14 protein-coding genes are annotated in these 16,330 nt (G+C 64.8%); 7 read left to right on the top strand and 7 right to left on the bottom strand.

All coding sequences use genetic code 11. The features are described 5' to 3' along the window. Nucleotides 1-11: 11 nt before the first annotated feature. The gene (locus OUY36_RS14350) at nucleotides 12-1,343 is read left to right on the top strand and encodes a DEAD/DEAH box helicase (RefSeq protein ID WP_014597135.1); all 1,332 of its coding nucleotides are present in this window, start codon (nucleotides 12-14) and stop codon (nucleotides 1,341-1,343) included. Between the two features lie 17 nt (nucleotides 1,344-1,360). Here OUY36_RS14350 and OUY36_RS14345 read toward each other — a convergent pair whose 3' ends face one another. Further along, nucleotides 1,361-1,657 (bottom strand): hypothetical protein, encoded by a 297-nt coding sequence (locus OUY36_RS14345; protein WP_110776459.1) that lies wholly within the window; start codon nucleotides 1,655-1,657, stop codon nucleotides 1,361-1,363. A gap of 143 nt (nucleotides 1,658-1,800) precedes the next feature. On the opposite strand from OUY36_RS14345, the gene OUY36_RS14340 reads away from it, so the two are divergent. Then, nucleotides 1,801-2,178, top strand: coding sequence for a transcriptional regulator (locus tag OUY36_RS14340; protein WP_267934810.1), 378 nt, complete (start codon nucleotides 1,801-1,803; stop codon nucleotides 2,176-2,178). 10 nt (nucleotides 2,179-2,188) lie between these two features. Here OUY36_RS14340 and OUY36_RS14335 read toward each other — a convergent pair whose 3' ends face one another. Continuing rightward, nucleotides 2,189-3,043 (bottom strand): LysR substrate-binding domain-containing protein, encoded by an 855-nt coding sequence (locus OUY36_RS14335; RefSeq protein WP_267934808.1) that lies wholly within the window; start codon nucleotides 3,041-3,043, stop codon nucleotides 2,189-2,191. 97 nt (nucleotides 3,044-3,140) lie between these two features. On the opposite strand from OUY36_RS14335, the gene OUY36_RS14330 reads away from it, so the two are divergent. Then, nucleotides 3,141-3,368, top strand: a complete 228-nt coding sequence (locus tag OUY36_RS14330) for a DUF1127 domain-containing protein (RefSeq protein WP_110776462.1) — start codon at nucleotides 3,141-3,143, stop codon at nucleotides 3,366-3,368. Here the strand turns inward: OUY36_RS14330 and OUY36_RS14325 are convergent. From OUY36_RS14325 to OUY36_RS14305, 5 genes are all read right to left on the bottom strand, one after another. Further along, on the bottom strand, nucleotides 3,362-4,117 hold the full coding sequence (locus OUY36_RS14325; protein ID WP_267934807.1) for a sulfite exporter TauE/SafE family protein: 756 nt from the start codon (nucleotides 4,115-4,117) through the stop codon (nucleotides 3,362-3,364). The genes OUY36_RS14330 and OUY36_RS14325 overlap by 7 nt on opposite strands. A 168-nt stretch (nucleotides 4,118-4,285) precedes the next feature. Further along, on the bottom strand, nucleotides 4,286-4,843 hold the full coding sequence (locus OUY36_RS14320) for a Tll0287-like domain-containing protein (RefSeq protein WP_161611610.1): 558 nt from the start codon (nucleotides 4,841-4,843) through the stop codon (nucleotides 4,286-4,288). Between the two features lie 105 nt (nucleotides 4,844-4,948). Next, nucleotides 4,949-6,931, bottom strand: coding sequence for a bifunctional tRNA (5-methylaminomethyl-2-thiouridine)(34)-methyltransferase MnmD/FAD-dependent 5-carboxymethylaminomethyl-2-thiouridine(34) oxidoreductase MnmC (gene mnmC / locus OUY36_RS14315; RefSeq protein ID WP_267934806.1), 1,983 nt, complete (start codon nucleotides 6,929-6,931; stop codon nucleotides 4,949-4,951). Nucleotides 6,932-6,979: 48 nt separating this feature from the next. Beyond that, the gene (locus tag OUY36_RS14310) at nucleotides 6,980-9,760 is read right to left on the bottom strand and encodes a response regulator (protein ID WP_267934804.1); all 2,781 of its coding nucleotides are present in this window, start codon (nucleotides 9,758-9,760) and stop codon (nucleotides 6,980-6,982) included. Between the two features lie 103 nt (nucleotides 9,761-9,863). Continuing rightward, nucleotides 9,864-10,490 (bottom strand): trimeric intracellular cation channel family protein, encoded by a 627-nt coding sequence (locus OUY36_RS14305; RefSeq protein WP_003283735.1) that lies wholly within the window; start codon nucleotides 10,488-10,490, stop codon nucleotides 9,864-9,866. Nucleotides 10,491-10,628: 138 nt separating this feature from the next. Here OUY36_RS14305 and OUY36_RS14300 point away from each other — a divergent pair, with 138 nt between their 5' ends. The 4 genes from OUY36_RS14300 (at nucleotide 10,629) to relA (ending at nucleotide 16,274) form a co-directional block, all read left to right on the top strand. Further along, the gene (locus OUY36_RS14300) at nucleotides 10,629-11,522 is read left to right on the top strand and encodes an HTH-type transcriptional regulator ArgP (RefSeq protein WP_267934803.1); all 894 of its coding nucleotides are present in this window, start codon (nucleotides 10,629-10,631) and stop codon (nucleotides 11,520-11,522) included. Between the two features lie 102 nt (nucleotides 11,523-11,624). Further along, nucleotides 11,625-12,527 carry a cysteine synthase CysM gene (gene cysM, locus OUY36_RS14295; protein WP_026012453.1) on the top strand — a complete coding sequence of 301 codons (903 nt, stop codon included), beginning with the start codon at nucleotides 11,625-11,627 and terminating at the stop codon, nucleotides 12,525-12,527. A gap of 42 nt (nucleotides 12,528-12,569) precedes the next feature. Continuing rightward, entirely contained in the window at nucleotides 12,570-13,934 is a 1,365-nt protein-coding gene (gene rlmD / locus OUY36_RS14290) for a 23S rRNA (uracil(1939)-C(5))-methyltransferase RlmD (RefSeq protein ID WP_267934802.1), read from the top strand. Nucleotides 13,935-14,030: 96 nt separating this feature from the next. After that, on the top strand, nucleotides 14,031-16,274 hold the full coding sequence (relA, locus tag OUY36_RS14285) for a GTP diphosphokinase (RefSeq protein WP_102840141.1): 2,244 nt from the start codon (nucleotides 14,031-14,033) through the stop codon (nucleotides 16,272-16,274). Nucleotides 16,275-16,330: the final 56 nt, after the last annotated feature.

Raw genomic sequence — 16,330 nt, 5'->3', positions numbered from 1 at the left:
AGGTAGCTCCCTTGTTTGACCAATTCGCCCTGCACGAACGCCTGCTCAAGGCCGTCGCCGAACTCAAATTCGTCGAGCCGACCCCGGTGCAGGTGGCGGCGATTCCGCCGGCGCTGGAAGGGCGCGATCTGCGTGTGACGGCCCAGACCGGCAGTGGCAAGACGGCTGCGTTCGTGCTGCCGATGCTCAACCGTCTGATCGGCGATGCCCAGCCGCGGGTCGACGTGCGCGCGCTGATCCTGTTGCCGACCCGTGAGTTGGCCCAGCAGACCCTCAAGGAAGTCGAGCGCTTCTCGCAATTCACCTTCATCAAGTCCGGCCTGATCACCGGTGGTGAGGACTTCAAGGTCCAGGCCGCGATGCTGCGCAAGGTGCCGGACGTGCTGATCGGCACGCCGGGCCGGCTGATCGAGCATCTGAATGCGGGCAACCTGATCCTCAAGGATGTCGAGGTTCTGGTGATCGACGAGGCCGATCGCATGCTCGACATGGGTTTTGCCGAAGACATGCAGCGTCTGGTAGGCGAATGCGAAAAGCGTCAGCAGACGCTGCTGTTTTCTGCCACCAGCGGCGGTGCAGGCCTGCGCGAGATGGTCGCCAAGGTGCTGAATGATCCGCTGCACCTTCAGCTCAACCGCGTCAGCGAGCTGAACGAGTCGACCCGGCAGCAGATCATCACCGCCGACGATCCGGCGCATAAGGAAAAGCTGGTGCACTGGCTGCTGGCCAACGAGACCTATCAGAAGGCGGTCATCTTCACCAATACCCGCGCCCAGGCCGATCGTCTGTATGGTCATTTGGTGGCAGGCGACATCAAGGTCTTCGTGCTGCACGGGGAGAAGGACCAGAAGGAGCGCAAGCTCGCCATCGAGCGGCTCAAACAGGGCGGTGTGAAGGTGCTGGTGGCCACCGATGTGGCTGCGCGCGGCCTGGATATCGAAGGCATGGACCTGGTGATCAACTTCGACATGCCGCGTTCGGGTGACGAGTACGTGCACCGCATCGGCCGTACCGGACGTGCCGGCGCCGAGGGCCTGGCGATCTCGCTGATCTGCCATAACGACTGGAACCTGATGTCGAGCATCGAGCGCTACCTCAAGCAGCGCTTCGAGAAGCGGGTGATCAAGGGGCTGAAAGGCACTTATCAGGGGCCGAAGAACCTCAAGGCTTCGGGCAAGGCCGCTGGCAGCAAGAAGAAAAAGATCGACAAGAAGAAGGGCGTGGAGAAGAAGTCCAAGCCTGCCGGCAAGCGCCCGAACGGTGCCAAGCGGGAGACGCCGTCACCTGTAGTCAGCCAGGACGGCATGGCACCGCTCAAGCGCAAGAAGCCGACGGCCGAGTGACACTCGGCTGATTCGCCTTAGCGTTGCGCGTCGGCCGGCGGAATGTCGGCCTCGCGCTCCGCTTGCTCGATCTGCTGCAGGCGTTTGTCATAGGCTTCGCATTCGTTGCCAAGCTGATCGGCGCTGCGCTTGGCGTCCATCTGTCGAATCTCCTCGTTGATCTCTTCTGCCCGGGCCGGGTTGCTCTTGGTGAGCTGATTGACCCGTTCGGCCAGCTGTTCCGCCTTGGCATTGATCTCGTCCGGCGTGCAGGCCGCATGGGCGGTCGGTGCGGCCAGCAGGGCGGCGGTCAACGTAATCGTCAGCAGTTTCATGGCTCTGTCCTCGCTCAGTCGTTCCTAAAGGTGGATTGCCGCCCAGCCGCTTTAGTTCAGCGCGAACCGGCGGCCAGCGAAAGCGGTCGGTATGTACAGGCGCCCTGTCTACGGGGCGGAATACCTGCTACGGGAGAATGGCCATGAGCTACAAATGGGACCTGATCCAGCGCTTGCTGCATGAAGTGCAGGGCAGCGCGAACGATACATTCAAACCACGTCGCTATGCCGAGGAGCATGCCGCGCAGCTGGAAAGCGAAGGCAAGTCCATGCCCAACCTGGACAGCCTGCGTGCCGAGGCGGCCGACTACGAGAGCCTGTTGTTCGAGGGAGGGTTCATCGCCAGTCGCCCCGAGGAACAGGGCGGGAACGGTGAGAATTTCGTTCTCACCGAGCGTGGCTCGCGCCTGCTGGGGATTCTCGACTCGCCTGCTGAGCAGGACCGGCGTCAACGCCTGGCGGAAAAGGGCGAGGCTGCTCTGGTACCGGAGGTGTTCGACGAGCTGGCCGCCGGCGTTTAAGTCGTCGCAACTACAGCCGGAAACCGTCGACGATATAGCCGGCCAGGGTCTCGCTGACCGGCGAATGTCGTTGCGGATTGCGCAATAGCACGATGCTGGTTTGCGGCAAGCCGGGCAGCCCGTCCGCCTCGCCAAGAATGTTCAGCTCAGCCGGGATCAGACTCTGCAGCTGCGCGGTCAGTGCCAGCCCAGCGCCGACGATGGCCATGATCGCGGCGAGACTGGGGCTGCTGTAGGCAATCCGGTAGTCGATTTCGCGGGCATCCAGCGCATTGCAGACCCAGGCCCGGCAGAAGCAGTCGGTGTTGAAAGTCGCAAGCGGCAGTGGGCTGTGGTCTTCGAGATTGAAGCCGGACGCGGCCGCCCAGACCACGTGCTCCTGACGCAACAGTTGGCCGATTTCGGTGCCTGGCTCACGGGTGACGATGCTCAGGTCCAGGTCGCGGCGCTGCAGCAGCTGGCTGGACGGCTCGCAGTGCACCTCTACCTGGACCAGGGGAAAGGCCTGGGCAAAGCGCGCCAGGATGCCCGGCAGGAAGCGCATGACGTAGTCGTCCGGCGTGCCGATGCGAACGGCACCGACCATGTGCGGCTGGCGAAGTGTGGTCATCACCTCGCCATGCAGCTTGAGGATGCGCCGGGCGTAGCCCAGCAATATCTGACCCTCGGCTGTGAGCCTGACCTGACGGCCGCTGCGTTCGAACAGCGGACGCTCCAGGACGTCCTCCTCCAGACGCTTCATCTGCATGCTGACCGCCGACTGAGTGCGGTTGACCGCTGCGGCGGCGCGAGTGAAACCGCCGTGATCGGCGATGGCGACGAAGCTGCGCAGCAGTTCGGTGTCGATGTTCGGGTAGCTCGCCATTCATCAATCCCCAAGATGCAAGGCATCAGAAACATTCGTTGGATTGATCATAATCGCCGCGCGAGACTGGCGCCAATCCAAACCGGAGGGCGTCGTGATGAACATGCAGAAGATCGTTTCGTACAGGCTTCAGCTGCCGGAGACTTCTCTAACCGCGGTTCTCGCGCGGGCCTGGTCGAAGACACGCCGTTGGCGCGAGCTAGCACGGCAGCGGCGGCAGCTGGCCAGTCTGAGCGACGAGATGCTCAAGGACATCGGCCGCAGCCGTGCCGACATCGAATGGGAAGCGAGCCGGCCGTTCTGGGATGACGCCGAGCGTCAGTGACCCAGCACCAGCTTTTGAATCCCCAGGGAAAGGCTGACGAGTACCAACATCAGGGCGAACAGGCGTTGCAGCAGGCTGCTGTTGAGGTATTGCGCCAGGCGGTTGCCGAACAGCACGCCGCAGGCACCACCGAGTGCCAGGCCGCCAAGCAGTGCCAGCGGAGGTTCGGCGTCGGTGAGATAGAGCAGGAAGCCGCCACCGCTGACCAGTGCGATCACCGCCATCGACGTGGCCATGGCGCTGAGTAGTGACAACGAGGTAAACCAGAGCAATGCCGGGACGATGAGGAAGCCTCCACCGACACCCATCAGCCCCGACAACAGGCCAACCCCAAGGCCGATGCCGAGCAGCGCCGGATAGCGATTCTCGACGTTTTCCTTGGCCGGCAGGCTGGCGCCGCGCCACATCCGCCAGGCCGACCAGAGCACCAAGAGGCAGAAGCCGATGATCAGGGCACGTTCGGGAATGAACTGCCCCAGCCACTGGCCGGCGGCATTGCCAGGCAAGCCGCAGGTCGTCAGCAACACCACCGGGCGCCAGGCGACCTGACCGAGCCGGGCCCGGGGGATCGCGCCAATGAGCGCAGACATCGCCACTGCGCCGAGGCTGACGCCGATGGCATCGCGCAGCGGCAGGTGCAGGCTTAGCAGCAGCGGCAGCGCCACCAGAGAGCCGCCGGCACCGGTCAGGCCGAGCAGCAGCCCGAGGATCAGGCCGATGCCCAGCGCTTCGAGCAGCAGTACATCCATCAGGCGCAAGCGGCCGAAAGAGAAGCAATGCGGGGGGTGGTATCTGGCTGCATGAATACTCCATCGTGAGCGCTCGTCTCCATCGTTGGTACGTCCGTTTTGATGAGCGTTCCCCACGAGGATGACGGGCCGTGGCGGTGCGCGACCGTTCGAGGAGTGTAAAGCCTATCAGGGCGCCAGGGCACGGCTCAGGGTGAATGCGCCTCGCAGGTCGCCTTCGCGGAAGCCGCGCGCCTGGTCCTGCGGGTAGTGCTTATCGAGCAGCTGCAGCAGTTCCGGTTTGATGTTCTCGCCATGGCAACCCAGGCAGGCCTCGGCGGTGCCGATTGCCTGCATGTAGCGATATTCGCCGGCAACCACTTCGCCATGGCTGAGCTGTTGAACAGGTTCACCGGCAGCGGCGCGCTGGGCGAATTGCTCCAGCACACGACGCTCCCAGGCATCCGGCGCGTTGTCCGGATTGCGCAATTTGAGGGCGGTGCGGCCGACGGTCCACGGCGCCTGGCTGTGCTGGGCGGCAATGCTTGGCGCCAGGGACTGACAGGCTTCGACCGCTTGCGCCGGACCGCCATCGGCCATCGCCTGTTTGACGGTGCCGAGCAGCTGTTGCTGGAACGGGGCGATCAGGCTGACGGCCTCGACGCGCAGTTGCTCCGGATCGACCGCAGGGGCCGCTTGGGTGCTGAGGGAAAACAAGCCGAGAGCGAGCAGAGACAGGTTTTTCATGGGACCTACGCCGGTTGCTTTGTATAGTGGGGGGAGTATCTTTCGGTGCGCGCTTCGATGCAAGCCGTCACCCGCTCGGATGACGGCTTGCGCTGCCAGGTGAGGTCAGGTGCCGCGAATCAGCTTGCGCAACAGGAAGCGGTTGGGATGGCAGGCTTCCGTCACCGCCCGTGGTAACGGCAGCGGCTCGTCATCCAGCCAGGCGGCCAGCAATTCGCCGGACAGTGGGGCGCTGATCATTCCTCGCGAGCCGTGGGCGGTATTGACATAGAGACCGTCCAGCCAGGGGCAGGGCGCGTTCTGATTCGCCCGTGCATTTCTGGCCAGCCCTGCATAGGCTTCGGCAAAGCCTTGCGAGTCGGCCATTGGACCGATGATCGGCAGATAATCGGGGCTGGTGCAACGGAACCCGACGCGCCCCTGCAGCGATTCGGTGCGTTGTGGATCGGCTTCCAGGCGTGTGTAGAGGTCGGCCGAGATCTGTTCGAGCATTTCCAGGTTCGCCTGGTGTTCGGCAACACTGGGCGCAGCGTCGGTCTCCTGGAAGTTGAAGCTGGCGCCCAGGGTGTGCATGCCGTCACGTGGCGGTGCGACGTAGCCCTTGGCGCAGAGCACGGTGCGTAGCGCCTCGCTCTGTGAGGTCGCCGGCAGGCAGGATATCTGGCCGCGTATGCGCTTGAGCGGCAACCAGGCGCTCTGGCCGAAGCGCGCAACCTCGGCCGCACCTGCGAGCACCATTACCGGCGCCTCGGCAAGCAACGTTTCCCCACTCCAGGCCTGCCACGATCGACCAACGCGCCGTACATCCAGAACTTCTTGGTGGCGCAGCAACTCGATGCCGGGCCGTTGCAGCAACCAGTGACACAGCGCAGGCGGATTGGCCCAACCCGCCTGCGGATAGAACAGTCCCCCTTCGGGCAGCTCGACACCGGCCAGCGCCTCGGCCTCGGCCTTTGACAGGGCGCGGACCAGATCGGCCGGAAAGGCCTGCGTCAGTTCGGCCTGGCGCTCACGTTCCTTTTCGTCGTAGACCAGCTGCAGCACGCCGCAGGGTTGCCAGTCGTGGCCTCCGTGCAGGTTCTCCAGCAGCCGACGGGTATAGCCGAAACCGCTGACCACCAGTCGCGACAGGGCCGTGCCATGGGCGGACAGCTTGAGATACAGGACGCCCTGTGGATTGCCGGAGCCTTCCTGCGCAGCATCGGCATGGCGTTCGAGCACGCTGACCTGCCAGCCGCGCGCGGCCAGCGATGCGGCCGTGGCGCAGCCGGCCAGCCCGGCACCGACAACCACCGCCCGGCGCTCGCTCGAGGCGAATCCGGGCCGGGCGAACCAGGGCTTGTCGGTGGCCGGCGTGTTGGTGGCGAGCAAGCGCCCGCGCAAGATCTCGCGCTTGTGCCCATGGCCGGGCACGCGCTGCATGTCGAAGCCGGCCTCCATCAGCCCGCGGCGAACGAAACCGGCGCTGGTGAAGGTACCCAGGGTCGCCCCGGGTGCCGATAGCCTGGCCAGCTCGGCAAACAAGGCTGGCTGCCACATCTGCGGATTCTTCGCCGGTGCGAAACCATCGAGAAACCAGGCATCCACTCGGGCATCGAGGTTCGGCAGGCAGTCGGCGACGTCGCCGATGAGCAGGGTCAGTATGACCCGGCCGCCGGCCAGGACCAGGCGCTGATAGCCGGGGTGCAGCGCGACGTACTGCGACAGCAGCTGTTCGGTCTGTGCCCGCAGCTCCGGCCAGAGCGACAGGGCGCGCTGCATGTCATCACGGGTCAGCGGGTGTTTTTCGACACTGACGAAGTGCAGGCGCGCCTGTGGATCGGCGGTGCGTTCGAACAACTGCCAGGCGCAAAGGAAATTGAGGCCGGTGCCGAAGCCTGTCTCGCCGACCACCAGACGCTCGCCGGCCTGCAGCGCGGCGAAGCGTCGTGCAAGATCGTTCTGTACAAGAAACACGTGTTCAGTTTCGGCAAGCCCGCTGGCTCGCGAGAAATACACATCGCCGTACAGGCGTGACTGCGGCAGGCCATTTTCGTCCCAGTCGAGTTCGGCGTGGGTGAAAACATCGGTGACGGGACGGTCGGTCATTGAGATTCCTGATAAGCAGGGGCGGGGCAGCGGCCCGGCCCGTTCGGGTCAACTGGCGGCTTCTGCTTCCTGCTCGAGTCGAGCGATGGCCGCGTCCAGTTCATCCAGCGCGGCTTCGCTGTCCGGATGGTTCTGCTTGAGCAGCGTTTCGCTCTGCTGGCAGGCGCTGCGCAGTTGCGGTACGCCACAATAGCGAGTCGCTCCATGCAGGCGGTGCACCCGCTCGATCAGCGCCTGGCGATCACCGGCCTGGCGCGCTTCACGGATGGTGCGCCGATCGGACTCCAGCGACTGCAGCAGCATGCCGAGCATGTCCGCGGCGAGGTCGGCCTTGCCGGCGGCCAGGCGCAGGCCTTCTTCTTCGTCGAGAACCTTGAGGGCCGGCTGCGGCTCCGGCAGCGGTTCCGGCTGTGGCTGCGTCGACGGTTCAGCCTGGCGCTGCGGCTGGCTGCGCAGCGCCAGGCCGGTCCACTTGAGCACCACCTGCGCGAGCTGGCGGTCGCTGATGGGCTTGGTCAGGTAGTCATCGAGGCCACTCTGCAACAGGGAACGTTTTTCGTTCGCCAGGGCGTGAGCGGTGAGGGCGATGATCGGCAACGGCGTGTTGCCACTGGTGTGCTCCCAGTGGCGTATGGCCTCGGTGGTCTGGCGGCCATCCATGCCCGGCATCTGAACGTCCATCAGCACCAGATCGAAGGCGCTTTGCTTGACCGACTCCAGAGCGGCGAGGCCGTTGTCCACGGCGACCACGTCTGCCCCCATGTCGCCGAGCAGGGTTTTCACCAGCAGCAGGTTGGCGGGATTGTCGTCCACGCACAGCACACGTGCCGGGCGGCCGACCGCCGGGGCGCTGGGTTCGGCATATGCCTGGTGCGGACGTACCAGCTCGACGAGCACGCGCTGCAATTTACGCGTGCAGGTCGGCTTGCCCTGCAGCTGGGTGTAGCTGTGAGCTTCGGGCAGGGCGTCGTGGAACACGGACTGCTCGGTGGTCGGGCACAGCACTATGCACTTGCAACCGAGCGTCTCGATCTCTGCCAGTCGGCGACCGAGGACCTCGGGCCGGATTTCCCGAGCGGTGACGCCCAGCACCGCCAGATCGATCAGCTGACTACCCTGACGCTGAGCGGCGATGGCTTCCTGCATCTGGTCCAGCGCATCGAAGGCATGAACCTCCAGGCCGAGGCTTTCCAACTGGTGCTGCAATGCCTGGCGGGCCAGCAGGTGTCGTTCCAGCAGCGCGACCCGGCGCCCCTGCAGGGCAGGATGAGGCAGGTCTTCGACATCGTCGCGCGCCTTCGGCAGGCTGAGGCTTATCCAGAACTCGGAGCCTTCGTCGGGGATGCTGTCGACGCCGATCTCGCCGCCCATCTGTTCGATCAGGCGTTTGGAGATCACCAGACCCAGGCCGGTACCGCCGGGCTGGCGAGAAATGGAATTGTCCGCCTGGCTGAACGCCTGGAACAGCGCGCGCAGATCCTGGTCGGTCAGGCCGATGCCGGTGTCCTGCACGCTGATACGCAGCTGCGCCCGCTCGGCATTGTCGTCCTCGACCATGGCGCGCACGGCGATGGTGCCGTCGTTGGTGAACTTGATCGCATTGCTGATCAGGTTGGTCAGCACCTGCTTGAGGCGCAGCGGATCGCCGATCAGCGACAGTGGGGTGTCCCGGTAAACCAGGCTGACCAGCTCGAGCTGTTTGGTATGCGCAGACGGGGCGAGGATGGTCAGGGTGTCCTCGATCAGGTCGCGCAGGTTGAAGGGGATGCTGTCGAGCACCAGCTTGCCGGCCTCGATCTTCGAGAAGTCGAGGATCTCGTTGATGATCCCGAGCAGACTGTCGGCGGACTTCTCGATGGTGCCCAGGTAGTCCTGCTGGCGCGGCGTCAGGTCGCTCTTCTGCAACAGCTGGGTGAAGCCGAGGATGCCGTTGAGCGGGGTGCGGATCTCGTGGCTCATGTTGGCGAGGAATTCGGACTTGATACGGCTGGCCTCCAACGCCTCCTTGCGCGCCAGGTCCAGCTCGATGTTCTGGATCTCGATCGTCTCCAGGTTCTGCTGCACGTCTTCGGTGGCCTGGTCGATGCTCTGCTGCAGTTCCTCGCGGGCGCTGAGCAGGGCTTCGGCCATGCGGTTGATGCCGGACGCCAGCTCGTCCATTTCATGGCTGCCCAGGGGTGGCAGGCGCGTTTCCAGGTGGCCGTCCTTGAGCTGGGCAACGGCGGCCTTGACCCGTTGCAACGGCAGGCTGATGGCGCGACTCATGCGCAATGCCAGCAGTGCGGTGATGATCAGCCCGGCGCCGACCAGAAACAGGCTGGTCAGCAGGCTGCGATAGCCACGCAGCAGGGTGTTGTGGTGCGACAGTTCCAGCTCGAGCCAGCCGATGAGTTTCTCGTCCGGGCCGCGGGCTTCGTCGGCAAGGTTCAGATGGCGGCTGAGGATCGGCATGAGGATGCGCGTGTGATCCATGCTGCTGACGCGGGTGAGGCCTTCTGGATCGCCTGGGGGAGGGGGGGTCAGCATTCGCGGCCCGGCATGCACGCGCTGGGTACGCTCCGGATCGAGGATGGTAACGGCGCGGACATCGGCCTGGTCCAGCACCTGGGTCAGGATGCGCTGCAGGCGCTTGTCATAACCAAGGTTCATGGCCGGTGCGGCCAGGGGGGCCAGTTGCTCGGCGATCAGCTGGCCGCGCTCATCGAGCTGGTGGCGCATCTCCGACAGCTGCATCCAGGTGAAGTAGGCGCCGAGCACCACCGCCAGCAGGGTGCTGGGCAGCAGCGTCAGCATCAGTACGCGGCCACGAATTCCAAGGTCTTTCAGCACAGTCCGTTCACCGATCCCGGTTTGCCAGCGCGCTAGTGTAGCGGCTCGGACCGGTGGAATCTGCACGCGACATCAAGCCCTGATGTCGCGTGGCAGCGGGTGGTCAGTCCAGCCCGCGGATTTCCTTGCCATTGAAGTCCGGCAGCTTCCAGTGGAAGGTCATCGCCAACACACGGAACAGGAAGCCGCTGCCCAGCGCCGCCAGGGTGGCCAGGGTGGTGTTGATCTCCAGCCAGAGCATGCCGACGTAGAAGACGCCGGTGAACAGTGCCACGGTGGCGTAGAGCTCGCGCTGCAGGACCATCGGCACCTGGTTGCACAGCACGTCGCGCATCAGCCCGCCGAAGATGCCGGTGATGACGCCAGCCAGCACGACGATGGACGGGTGTGCGCCCATACCCATCGCCACGTCGCAGCCGATCACCGTGAACGCCACCAGCCCCAGGCCGTCCACCAGCAGGAAGACCATGCGCAGGTGATGCAGGTGACGGGCGATGAAGCCGGTAACGATTGCTGCACCGATGGTGAACGTGAGGTACTCGGGGTGGGCGATCCAGCCAACCGGGTAATGGCCGAGCAGCACGTCACGTGCCGTGCCGCCCCCGAGCGCGGTCACGGTGCCGAGCAGGCAGATGCCGAACAGGTCCATACCGCGGCGCATGCCCATGATGGCCCCTGACATGGCTTCGGCGGTGATCGCGATCAGATAAATGGTGTGCAGCAGTTCCACGGCATACTCCGGACAGACTCGCTGCACCGCCAACGCGCGCTGCAGCTCGAGGTGCGCGATTATGGGGCAAAGCGTCGCTTTAATTTTCTTTGCTAAGTATTTTTAGGCTATGCAAACATTTTCTTTATCGGTGCCGTCATGAATCTCGATCCGAAGCAGACCGAAGCCTTCCGTGCCGTCATTCGCACCGGCAGCTTCGAGCAGGCTGCGCAGCGCCTGCATCTGACGCCACCGGCCATTTCGCAGCGCGTGCGTGCGCTGGAGAGTGCGCTGGGCAGCGCCCTGGTGGTACGCAGTCGGCCCTGCCGTCCCACTGAAACCGGACAGCGCCTGCTGCAATACCTCAAGCGCGCCACGCTGCTCGAGGCGGATCTGCTGGCCGATCTGGCCGAGCGCAGCGATGCACCGCTGGTGGTGGTCGCGGCGCTCAATGCCGACAGCCTGGGTACCTGGTTCTTTCCGGCGCTGGCCGAGGTGCTGATCCGCGAGCGGGTGCTGCTCGATCTCACTGTCGAGGACCAGGACCATACCTACAGCCTGCTGGAGACGGGCCTGGCGATCGGCTGCATCAGCACCGAGCCCAAGCCCATGCGTGGCTGCACGGCCAGCGCGCTGGGCCGCATGCGCTACCGACTGGTGGCGTCGAGCGAGTTCCGGCAGAAGTACTTCGCCAACGGACTCAACCGCAACGCCGCACGCAAGGCGCCGGTGGTCGCCTACACGCGCAAGGACACCCTGCAGTCTTCCTTTCTGCTGCGCCGCTTCGGCCTCCCCGAGGGCGCCTATCCCTGCCATTACGTACCTGGCGCGGAGCCGCATTTCAGCGCGATTCGCTACGGCCTGGGCTACGGCATGGTGCCCGAACTGTTGCTGCATGATGCGCTGCAATCCGGCGAGGTGGTCGATCTGGCGGCCGACGAGCCCTTGGAAATCGCCCTGTACTGGCATACCTGGAAGGTGCAATCGCCGAGAATGGAGCATCTTTCGCGACAGATCGTCGAGGCGGCGCCGAAGATTCTCGCTCGCCCCTAGCCGCGTTCCGCGGCCTTTCGCAATTTGGCGCAGACAATCACGGCTGCCCGTCGTCGAACGATGCCGGTATCATGTCGACCTTCTCAGATGCCGTGCGACGCCATGACTACACACTATCCGACCATTGCCGATTGCATCGGCAACACCCCGCTGGTTCGTCTGCAGCGGATGCCGGGTAAGACCAGCAACACCATCCTGGTCAAGCTCGAGGGCAACAACCCGGCCGGTTCGGTCAAGGATCGTCCGGCGCTGTCGATGATCAATCGGGCCGAGCTACGCGGTGACATCAGGCCCGGCGACACGCTGATCGAAGCCACCTCCGGCAACACCGGGATCGCCCTGGCCATGGCAGCCGCGATCAAGGGCTACCGGATGATCCTGATCATGCCGGATAACTCCAGTGCCGAGCGCAAGGCGGCGATGACCGCCTACGGTGCCGAGCTGATCCTGGTGTCCAAGGAGCAGGGCATGGAAGGTGCTCGCGACCTGGCGCTGCAGATGCAGGCCGAAGGCCACGGCAAGGTGCTCGACCAGTTCGCCAATGGCGACAATCCCGAGGCCCACTACACCAGCACCGGCCCCGAGATCTGGCAGCAGACCCAGGGCAGCATCACGCACTTCGTCAGCTCCATGGGCACCACCGGTACCATCATGGGCGTGTCGCGCTACCTCAAGGAACAGAATCCGGCTGTGCAGATCGTCGGCCTGCAGCCGATGGAGGGCGCAGCCATCCCCGGTATCCGCCGCTGGCCGCAGGAGTATCTGCCGAAGATCTATCAGGCCGAACGGGTCGACCGCGTCATCGACATGTCCCAGGCCGAGGCCGAGCAGGTCATGCGCCGCCTGGCCCGCGAAGAGGGCATCTTCTGTGGCGTATCCTCCGGCGGTTCCGTAGCGGCAGCGCTGAGGCTTTCGCAGGAACTGGAGAACGCGGTGATCGTGGCGATCGTCTGTGACCGCGGCGACCGCTATCTGTCGACCGGCGTATATGACGCACCGAATTGATCGGCTGGCCGGCCGGCCTTCCCGTAGTGCAGGTTCCAACTGATGGCCAAACGTAGCGGCGCTCTGCGCTTTCAACCCAGTGGCGGCGAGCGCAGGCCTCAAGTACCGGTCGGCAAGAAGCAACGGCTGAGTATCGAGCGGCTGGCCAATGACGGACGCGGTATCGCCTTCATCGAGGGACGCACCTGGTTCGTCGAGGGCGCGTTGCCCGGCGAAGAGGTCGAGACGCGCGTGTTGGCTGCGCGCAGTCAGATCGTCGAGGCGCGCTGCGAGCGTGTGCTTCAGGCCAGTGCGCAGCGTCAGGTCGAGCCCTGTCCACATGCCCGTCTGTGTGGCGGTTGCAACCTGCAGCATTCGCCCTTTACCGATCAGCTTGCCCTGAAGCAGCGCATGCTTGCCGAGCAGCTCACGCGGGTGGCCGACTTGCAGCCAGAAGCATGGGCCGAGCCGCTGGTGGGCCCAGCCTTCGGGTATCGCCGCCGGGCGCGGCTGGCGGTGCGTTGGAACGTCAAGAGCAAGCAGCTCGATATCGGTTTCCGCGCCAGCGCCAGCCAGGACGTCATCTCCATCCGTGAATGCCCGGTTCTGGTACAGCCCTTGCAGTCGCTGCTGCCGGCATTGCTGGCAGCGCTACGTGATCTGGGCAAGCCGCAGGCGATCGGTCATGTCGAACTCTTCAGTGGTACGGCCGAGGCGGCGCTGATTCGTCACACCGCCGACCTGCCCGAAGCAGACGTGGCACGTCTGCGCAGCTTCGCTAGCGCCAACGCAGCGCAGCTCTGGTGGCAGGGCGAAGGTGAGCCGGAGCCGGATGATCCCGCGGCGAAGCTGGGTTACCGGCTGGATGCCTGGGATCTGGAGCTGGCCTGGCGGCCGGGGGATTTCGTCCAGGTCAACGTGTCGGTCAACGATGCGATGGTGGCTCAGGCGCTGGAATGGCTGGGCGCTGGCAAGGACGACGCAGTGCTGGATCTGTTCTGTGGGCTGGGCAACTTCAGCCTGCCGCTGGCGCGCACCGGCGCTCGGGTGGTGGGCGTCGAAGGTGTCGAGGCGATGGTGGCGCGTGCGCGGGAAAACGCCCGGCACAACGGCATCGAGACGGCGCACTTTTATCGTGCCGACTTGTCGAAGCCGCTTGCCGATGCCCCCTGGGCGGACGGCGGTTTCGCCACGGTGCTGCTCGATCCACCGCGCGATGGCGCGCTGGAAATCGTTCGACAAATGTCGATGCTGAGGGCGCAGCGGGTGGTCTATGTTTCATGCAATCCTGCCACCCTGGCGCGCGACGCACGTGAGCTGGCCAGCCAGGGCTACCGACTCAAGCGTGCAGGTGTGCTGGACATGTTCCCGCAGACGGCCCACGTCGAGGCCATGGCACTGTTCGAGGGGCCCGACGCACCGCGGTGATGCATTCTTGGCAGGCAACAGGCCTGTGGTTCAATCGACCGGCACGCAGAATGCCGGCGTTCATGGCGCAGTAGGTGCGCAGAAGGGAAGGTTTAGATGGTACAGGTCAGAGCGCTTCAGCCGATCAATACGGACGGTAGTATCAACCTGGATGGCTGGCTCGATCATGTGCTGGGCATGGACCCGGCACTCGACCGCGCGGCCCTGAAGGAAGCCTGCGAGTTCGCTCGCGAGGCGGAACAACAGGCCAACGCGGCGCAGAATCTCTGGAGCGAGGGGACCTCCAGTTACCAGATCGGCCTCGAGATCGCCGAGATTCTCGCCGATCTGAAGCTCGACCAGGACAGCCTGGTGGCCGCGGTGATCTATCGTGGCGTGCGCGAAGGCAAGATCAAGCTGGCCGACGTGCATCAGCGCTTCGGCCCGGTGGTGGCCAAGCTCATCGAAGGCGTGCTGCGCATGGCAGCGATCAGCGCCAGTCTCAATCCCCGCGAATCGCTGGTGCTGGGCTCCCAGGCGCAGGTGGAGAATCTGCGCAAGATGCTGGTGGCCATGGTCGATGACGTCCGCGTCGCGCTGATCAAGCTGGCCGAACGCACCTGTGCCATCCGCGCGGTCAAGCTGGCCGACGACGAGAAACGCCAGCGCGTCGCCCGCGAGGTTTTCGACATCTACGCGCCGCTGGCCCATCGCCTGGGCATCGGCCACATCAAGTGGGAGCTGGAGGACCTGTCCTTCCGCTACCTCGAGCCCGAGCAGTACAAGCAGATCGCCCAGCTGCTGCACGAGCGTCGGCTCGATCGCGAGCAGTACATCACCAATGTCGTCCAGCAGCTCAAGGACGAACTGACCGCGGCCGGCATCCAGCCGGAGATCGATGGGCGCGCCAAGCACATCTATTCCATCTGGCGGAAAATGCAGAAGAAGGGCCTGCAGTTCAGCCAGATCTACGACGTTCGCGCCGTTCGCGTGCTGGTTCCGGAAGTGCGCGACTGCTACACCGCGCTGGGTATCGTGCATACCTTGTGGCGACACATTCCCAAGGAATTCGACGACTACATCGCCAACCCGAAGGAGAACGGCTACCGCTCGCTGCATACCGCGGTGATCGGTCCCGAGGGCAAGGTGCTGGAGGTGCAGATTCGCACCCACGCCATGCACGAGGAGGCCGAGCTGGGGGTCTGCGCGCACTGGCGCTACAAGGGCACCGACGTCAACTCCGGTTCGGACCACTACGAGGAGAAGATCGCCTGGCTGCGTCAGGTGCTCGAATGGCACGAAGAGCTGGGCGACATCGGCGGGCTGGCCGACCAGCTGCGCGTCGACATCGAGCCCGACCGCGTCTATGTGTTCACCCCGGATGGCCATGCCATCGACCTGCCCAAGGGCGCCACGCCGCTGGACTTCGCCTACCGCGTGCATACCGAGATCGGGCACAACTGCCGCGGGGCGAAGGTCAACGGGCGCATCGTGCCGCTCAACTACAGTCTGCAGACTGGCGAGCAGGTGGAAATCATCACCAGCAAGCACGGCTCGCCGAGCCGCGACTGGCTGAACCCGAACCTCGGCTACATCACCACCTCGCGCTCGCGGGCGAAGATCGTCCACTGGTTCAAGCTGCAGGCACGCGACCAGAACGTCGCGGCCGGCAAGGCGCTGCTGGAGCGTGAACTGGGACGGTTGGATCTGCCCCCGGTGGATTTCGACAAGCTGGCCGAGAAGGCCAACCTGAAGAACGCCGAGGACATGTTCGCCGCACTGGGTGCCGGCGACCTGCGCCTGGCGCATCTGATCAACATGGCGCAGCAACTGGTCGAGCCGGAGCGCGGCTACGATCAGCTGGAACTGATCCCGCGGCGCTCCGCACCGCACAAGCCAGGCAAGCGCGGCGATGTGCAGATCCAGGGCGTCGGCAACCTGCTGACGCAGATGGCCGGCTGCTGCCAGCCGCTGCCGGGCGACCCGATTGTCGGTTACATCACCCAGGGTCGCGGCGTCAGCATCCACCGCCAGGACTGCCCATCGGTGCTGCAACTGGCCGGGCGTGAGCCGGAACGGATCATCCAGGTCAGCTGGGGGCCGGTGCCGGAGAAGACCTATCCGGTCGAGATCATGATCCGCGCTTACGACCGCGCCGGGCTGTTGCGCGACATCTCGCAGATGCTGCTCAACGAGCGCATCAACGTGCTATCGATGAACACCCGTTCGAACAAGGAAGACAGCACCGCGCAGATGACACTGACTATCGAGATTCCCGGGCTGAACGCCCTGGGTCGCCTGCTCAGCCGCATTTCGCAGCTGCCGAACATCATCGAGGCCAAGCGCCAGCGGGCCACGTAAGGCGCGAGGCCGGCGGTGTTGCCGGGCGCGCCACGGTGGATGGGTGAAGCGTCAGC

The sequence above is a fragment of the Stutzerimonas sp. R40042 genome, from assembly GCF_026642215.1.
In the GTDB taxonomy this organism is placed as follows: Bacteria; Pseudomonadota; Gammaproteobacteria; order Pseudomonadales; family Pseudomonadaceae; genus Stutzerimonas; species Stutzerimonas frequens.
Note: the sequence above shows the minus strand (reverse complement) of the source record. Positions and strands in the feature narration are given on the sequence as shown.

What these genes read in the sequence shown, in the direction of transcription:
- OUY36_RS14345 (WP_110776459.1), bottom strand. Translation starts at nt 1,657, where the DNA reads ATGAAACTGCTGACGATTACGTTGACCGCCGCCCTGCTGGCCGCACCG.
- OUY36_RS14340 (WP_267934810.1), top strand. Translation starts at nt 1,801, where the DNA reads ATGAGCTACAAATGGGACCTGATCCAGCGCTTGCTGCATGAAGTGCAG.
- OUY36_RS14335 (WP_267934808.1), bottom strand. Translation starts at nt 3,043, where the DNA reads ATGGCGAGCTACCCGAACATCGACACCGAACTGCTGCGCAGCTTCGTC.
- OUY36_RS14330 (WP_110776462.1), top strand. Translation starts at nt 3,141, where the DNA reads ATGAACATGCAGAAGATCGTTTCGTACAGGCTTCAGCTGCCGGAGACT.
- OUY36_RS14325 (WP_267934807.1), bottom strand. Translation starts at nt 4,117, where the DNA reads ATGGATGTACTGCTGCTCGAAGCGCTGGGCATCGGCCTGATCCTCGGG.
- OUY36_RS14320 (WP_161611610.1), bottom strand. Translation starts at nt 4,843, where the DNA reads ATGAAAAACCTGTCTCTGCTCGCTCTCGGCTTGTTTTCCCTCAGCACC.
- mnmC (WP_267934806.1), bottom strand. Translation starts at nt 6,931, where the DNA reads ATGACCGACCGTCCCGTCACCGATGTTTTCACCCACGCCGAACTCGAC.
- OUY36_RS14300 (WP_267934803.1), top strand. Translation starts at nt 10,629, where the DNA reads ATGAATCTCGATCCGAAGCAGACCGAAGCCTTCCGTGCCGTCATTCGC.
- cysM (WP_026012453.1), top strand. Translation starts at nt 11,625, where the DNA reads ATGACTACACACTATCCGACCATTGCCGATTGCATCGGCAACACCCCG.
- rlmD (WP_267934802.1), top strand. Translation starts at nt 12,570, where the DNA reads ATGGCCAAACGTAGCGGCGCTCTGCGCTTTCAACCCAGTGGCGGCGAG.
- relA (WP_102840141.1), top strand. Translation starts at nt 14,031, where the DNA reads ATGGTACAGGTCAGAGCGCTTCAGCCGATCAATACGGACGGTAGTATC.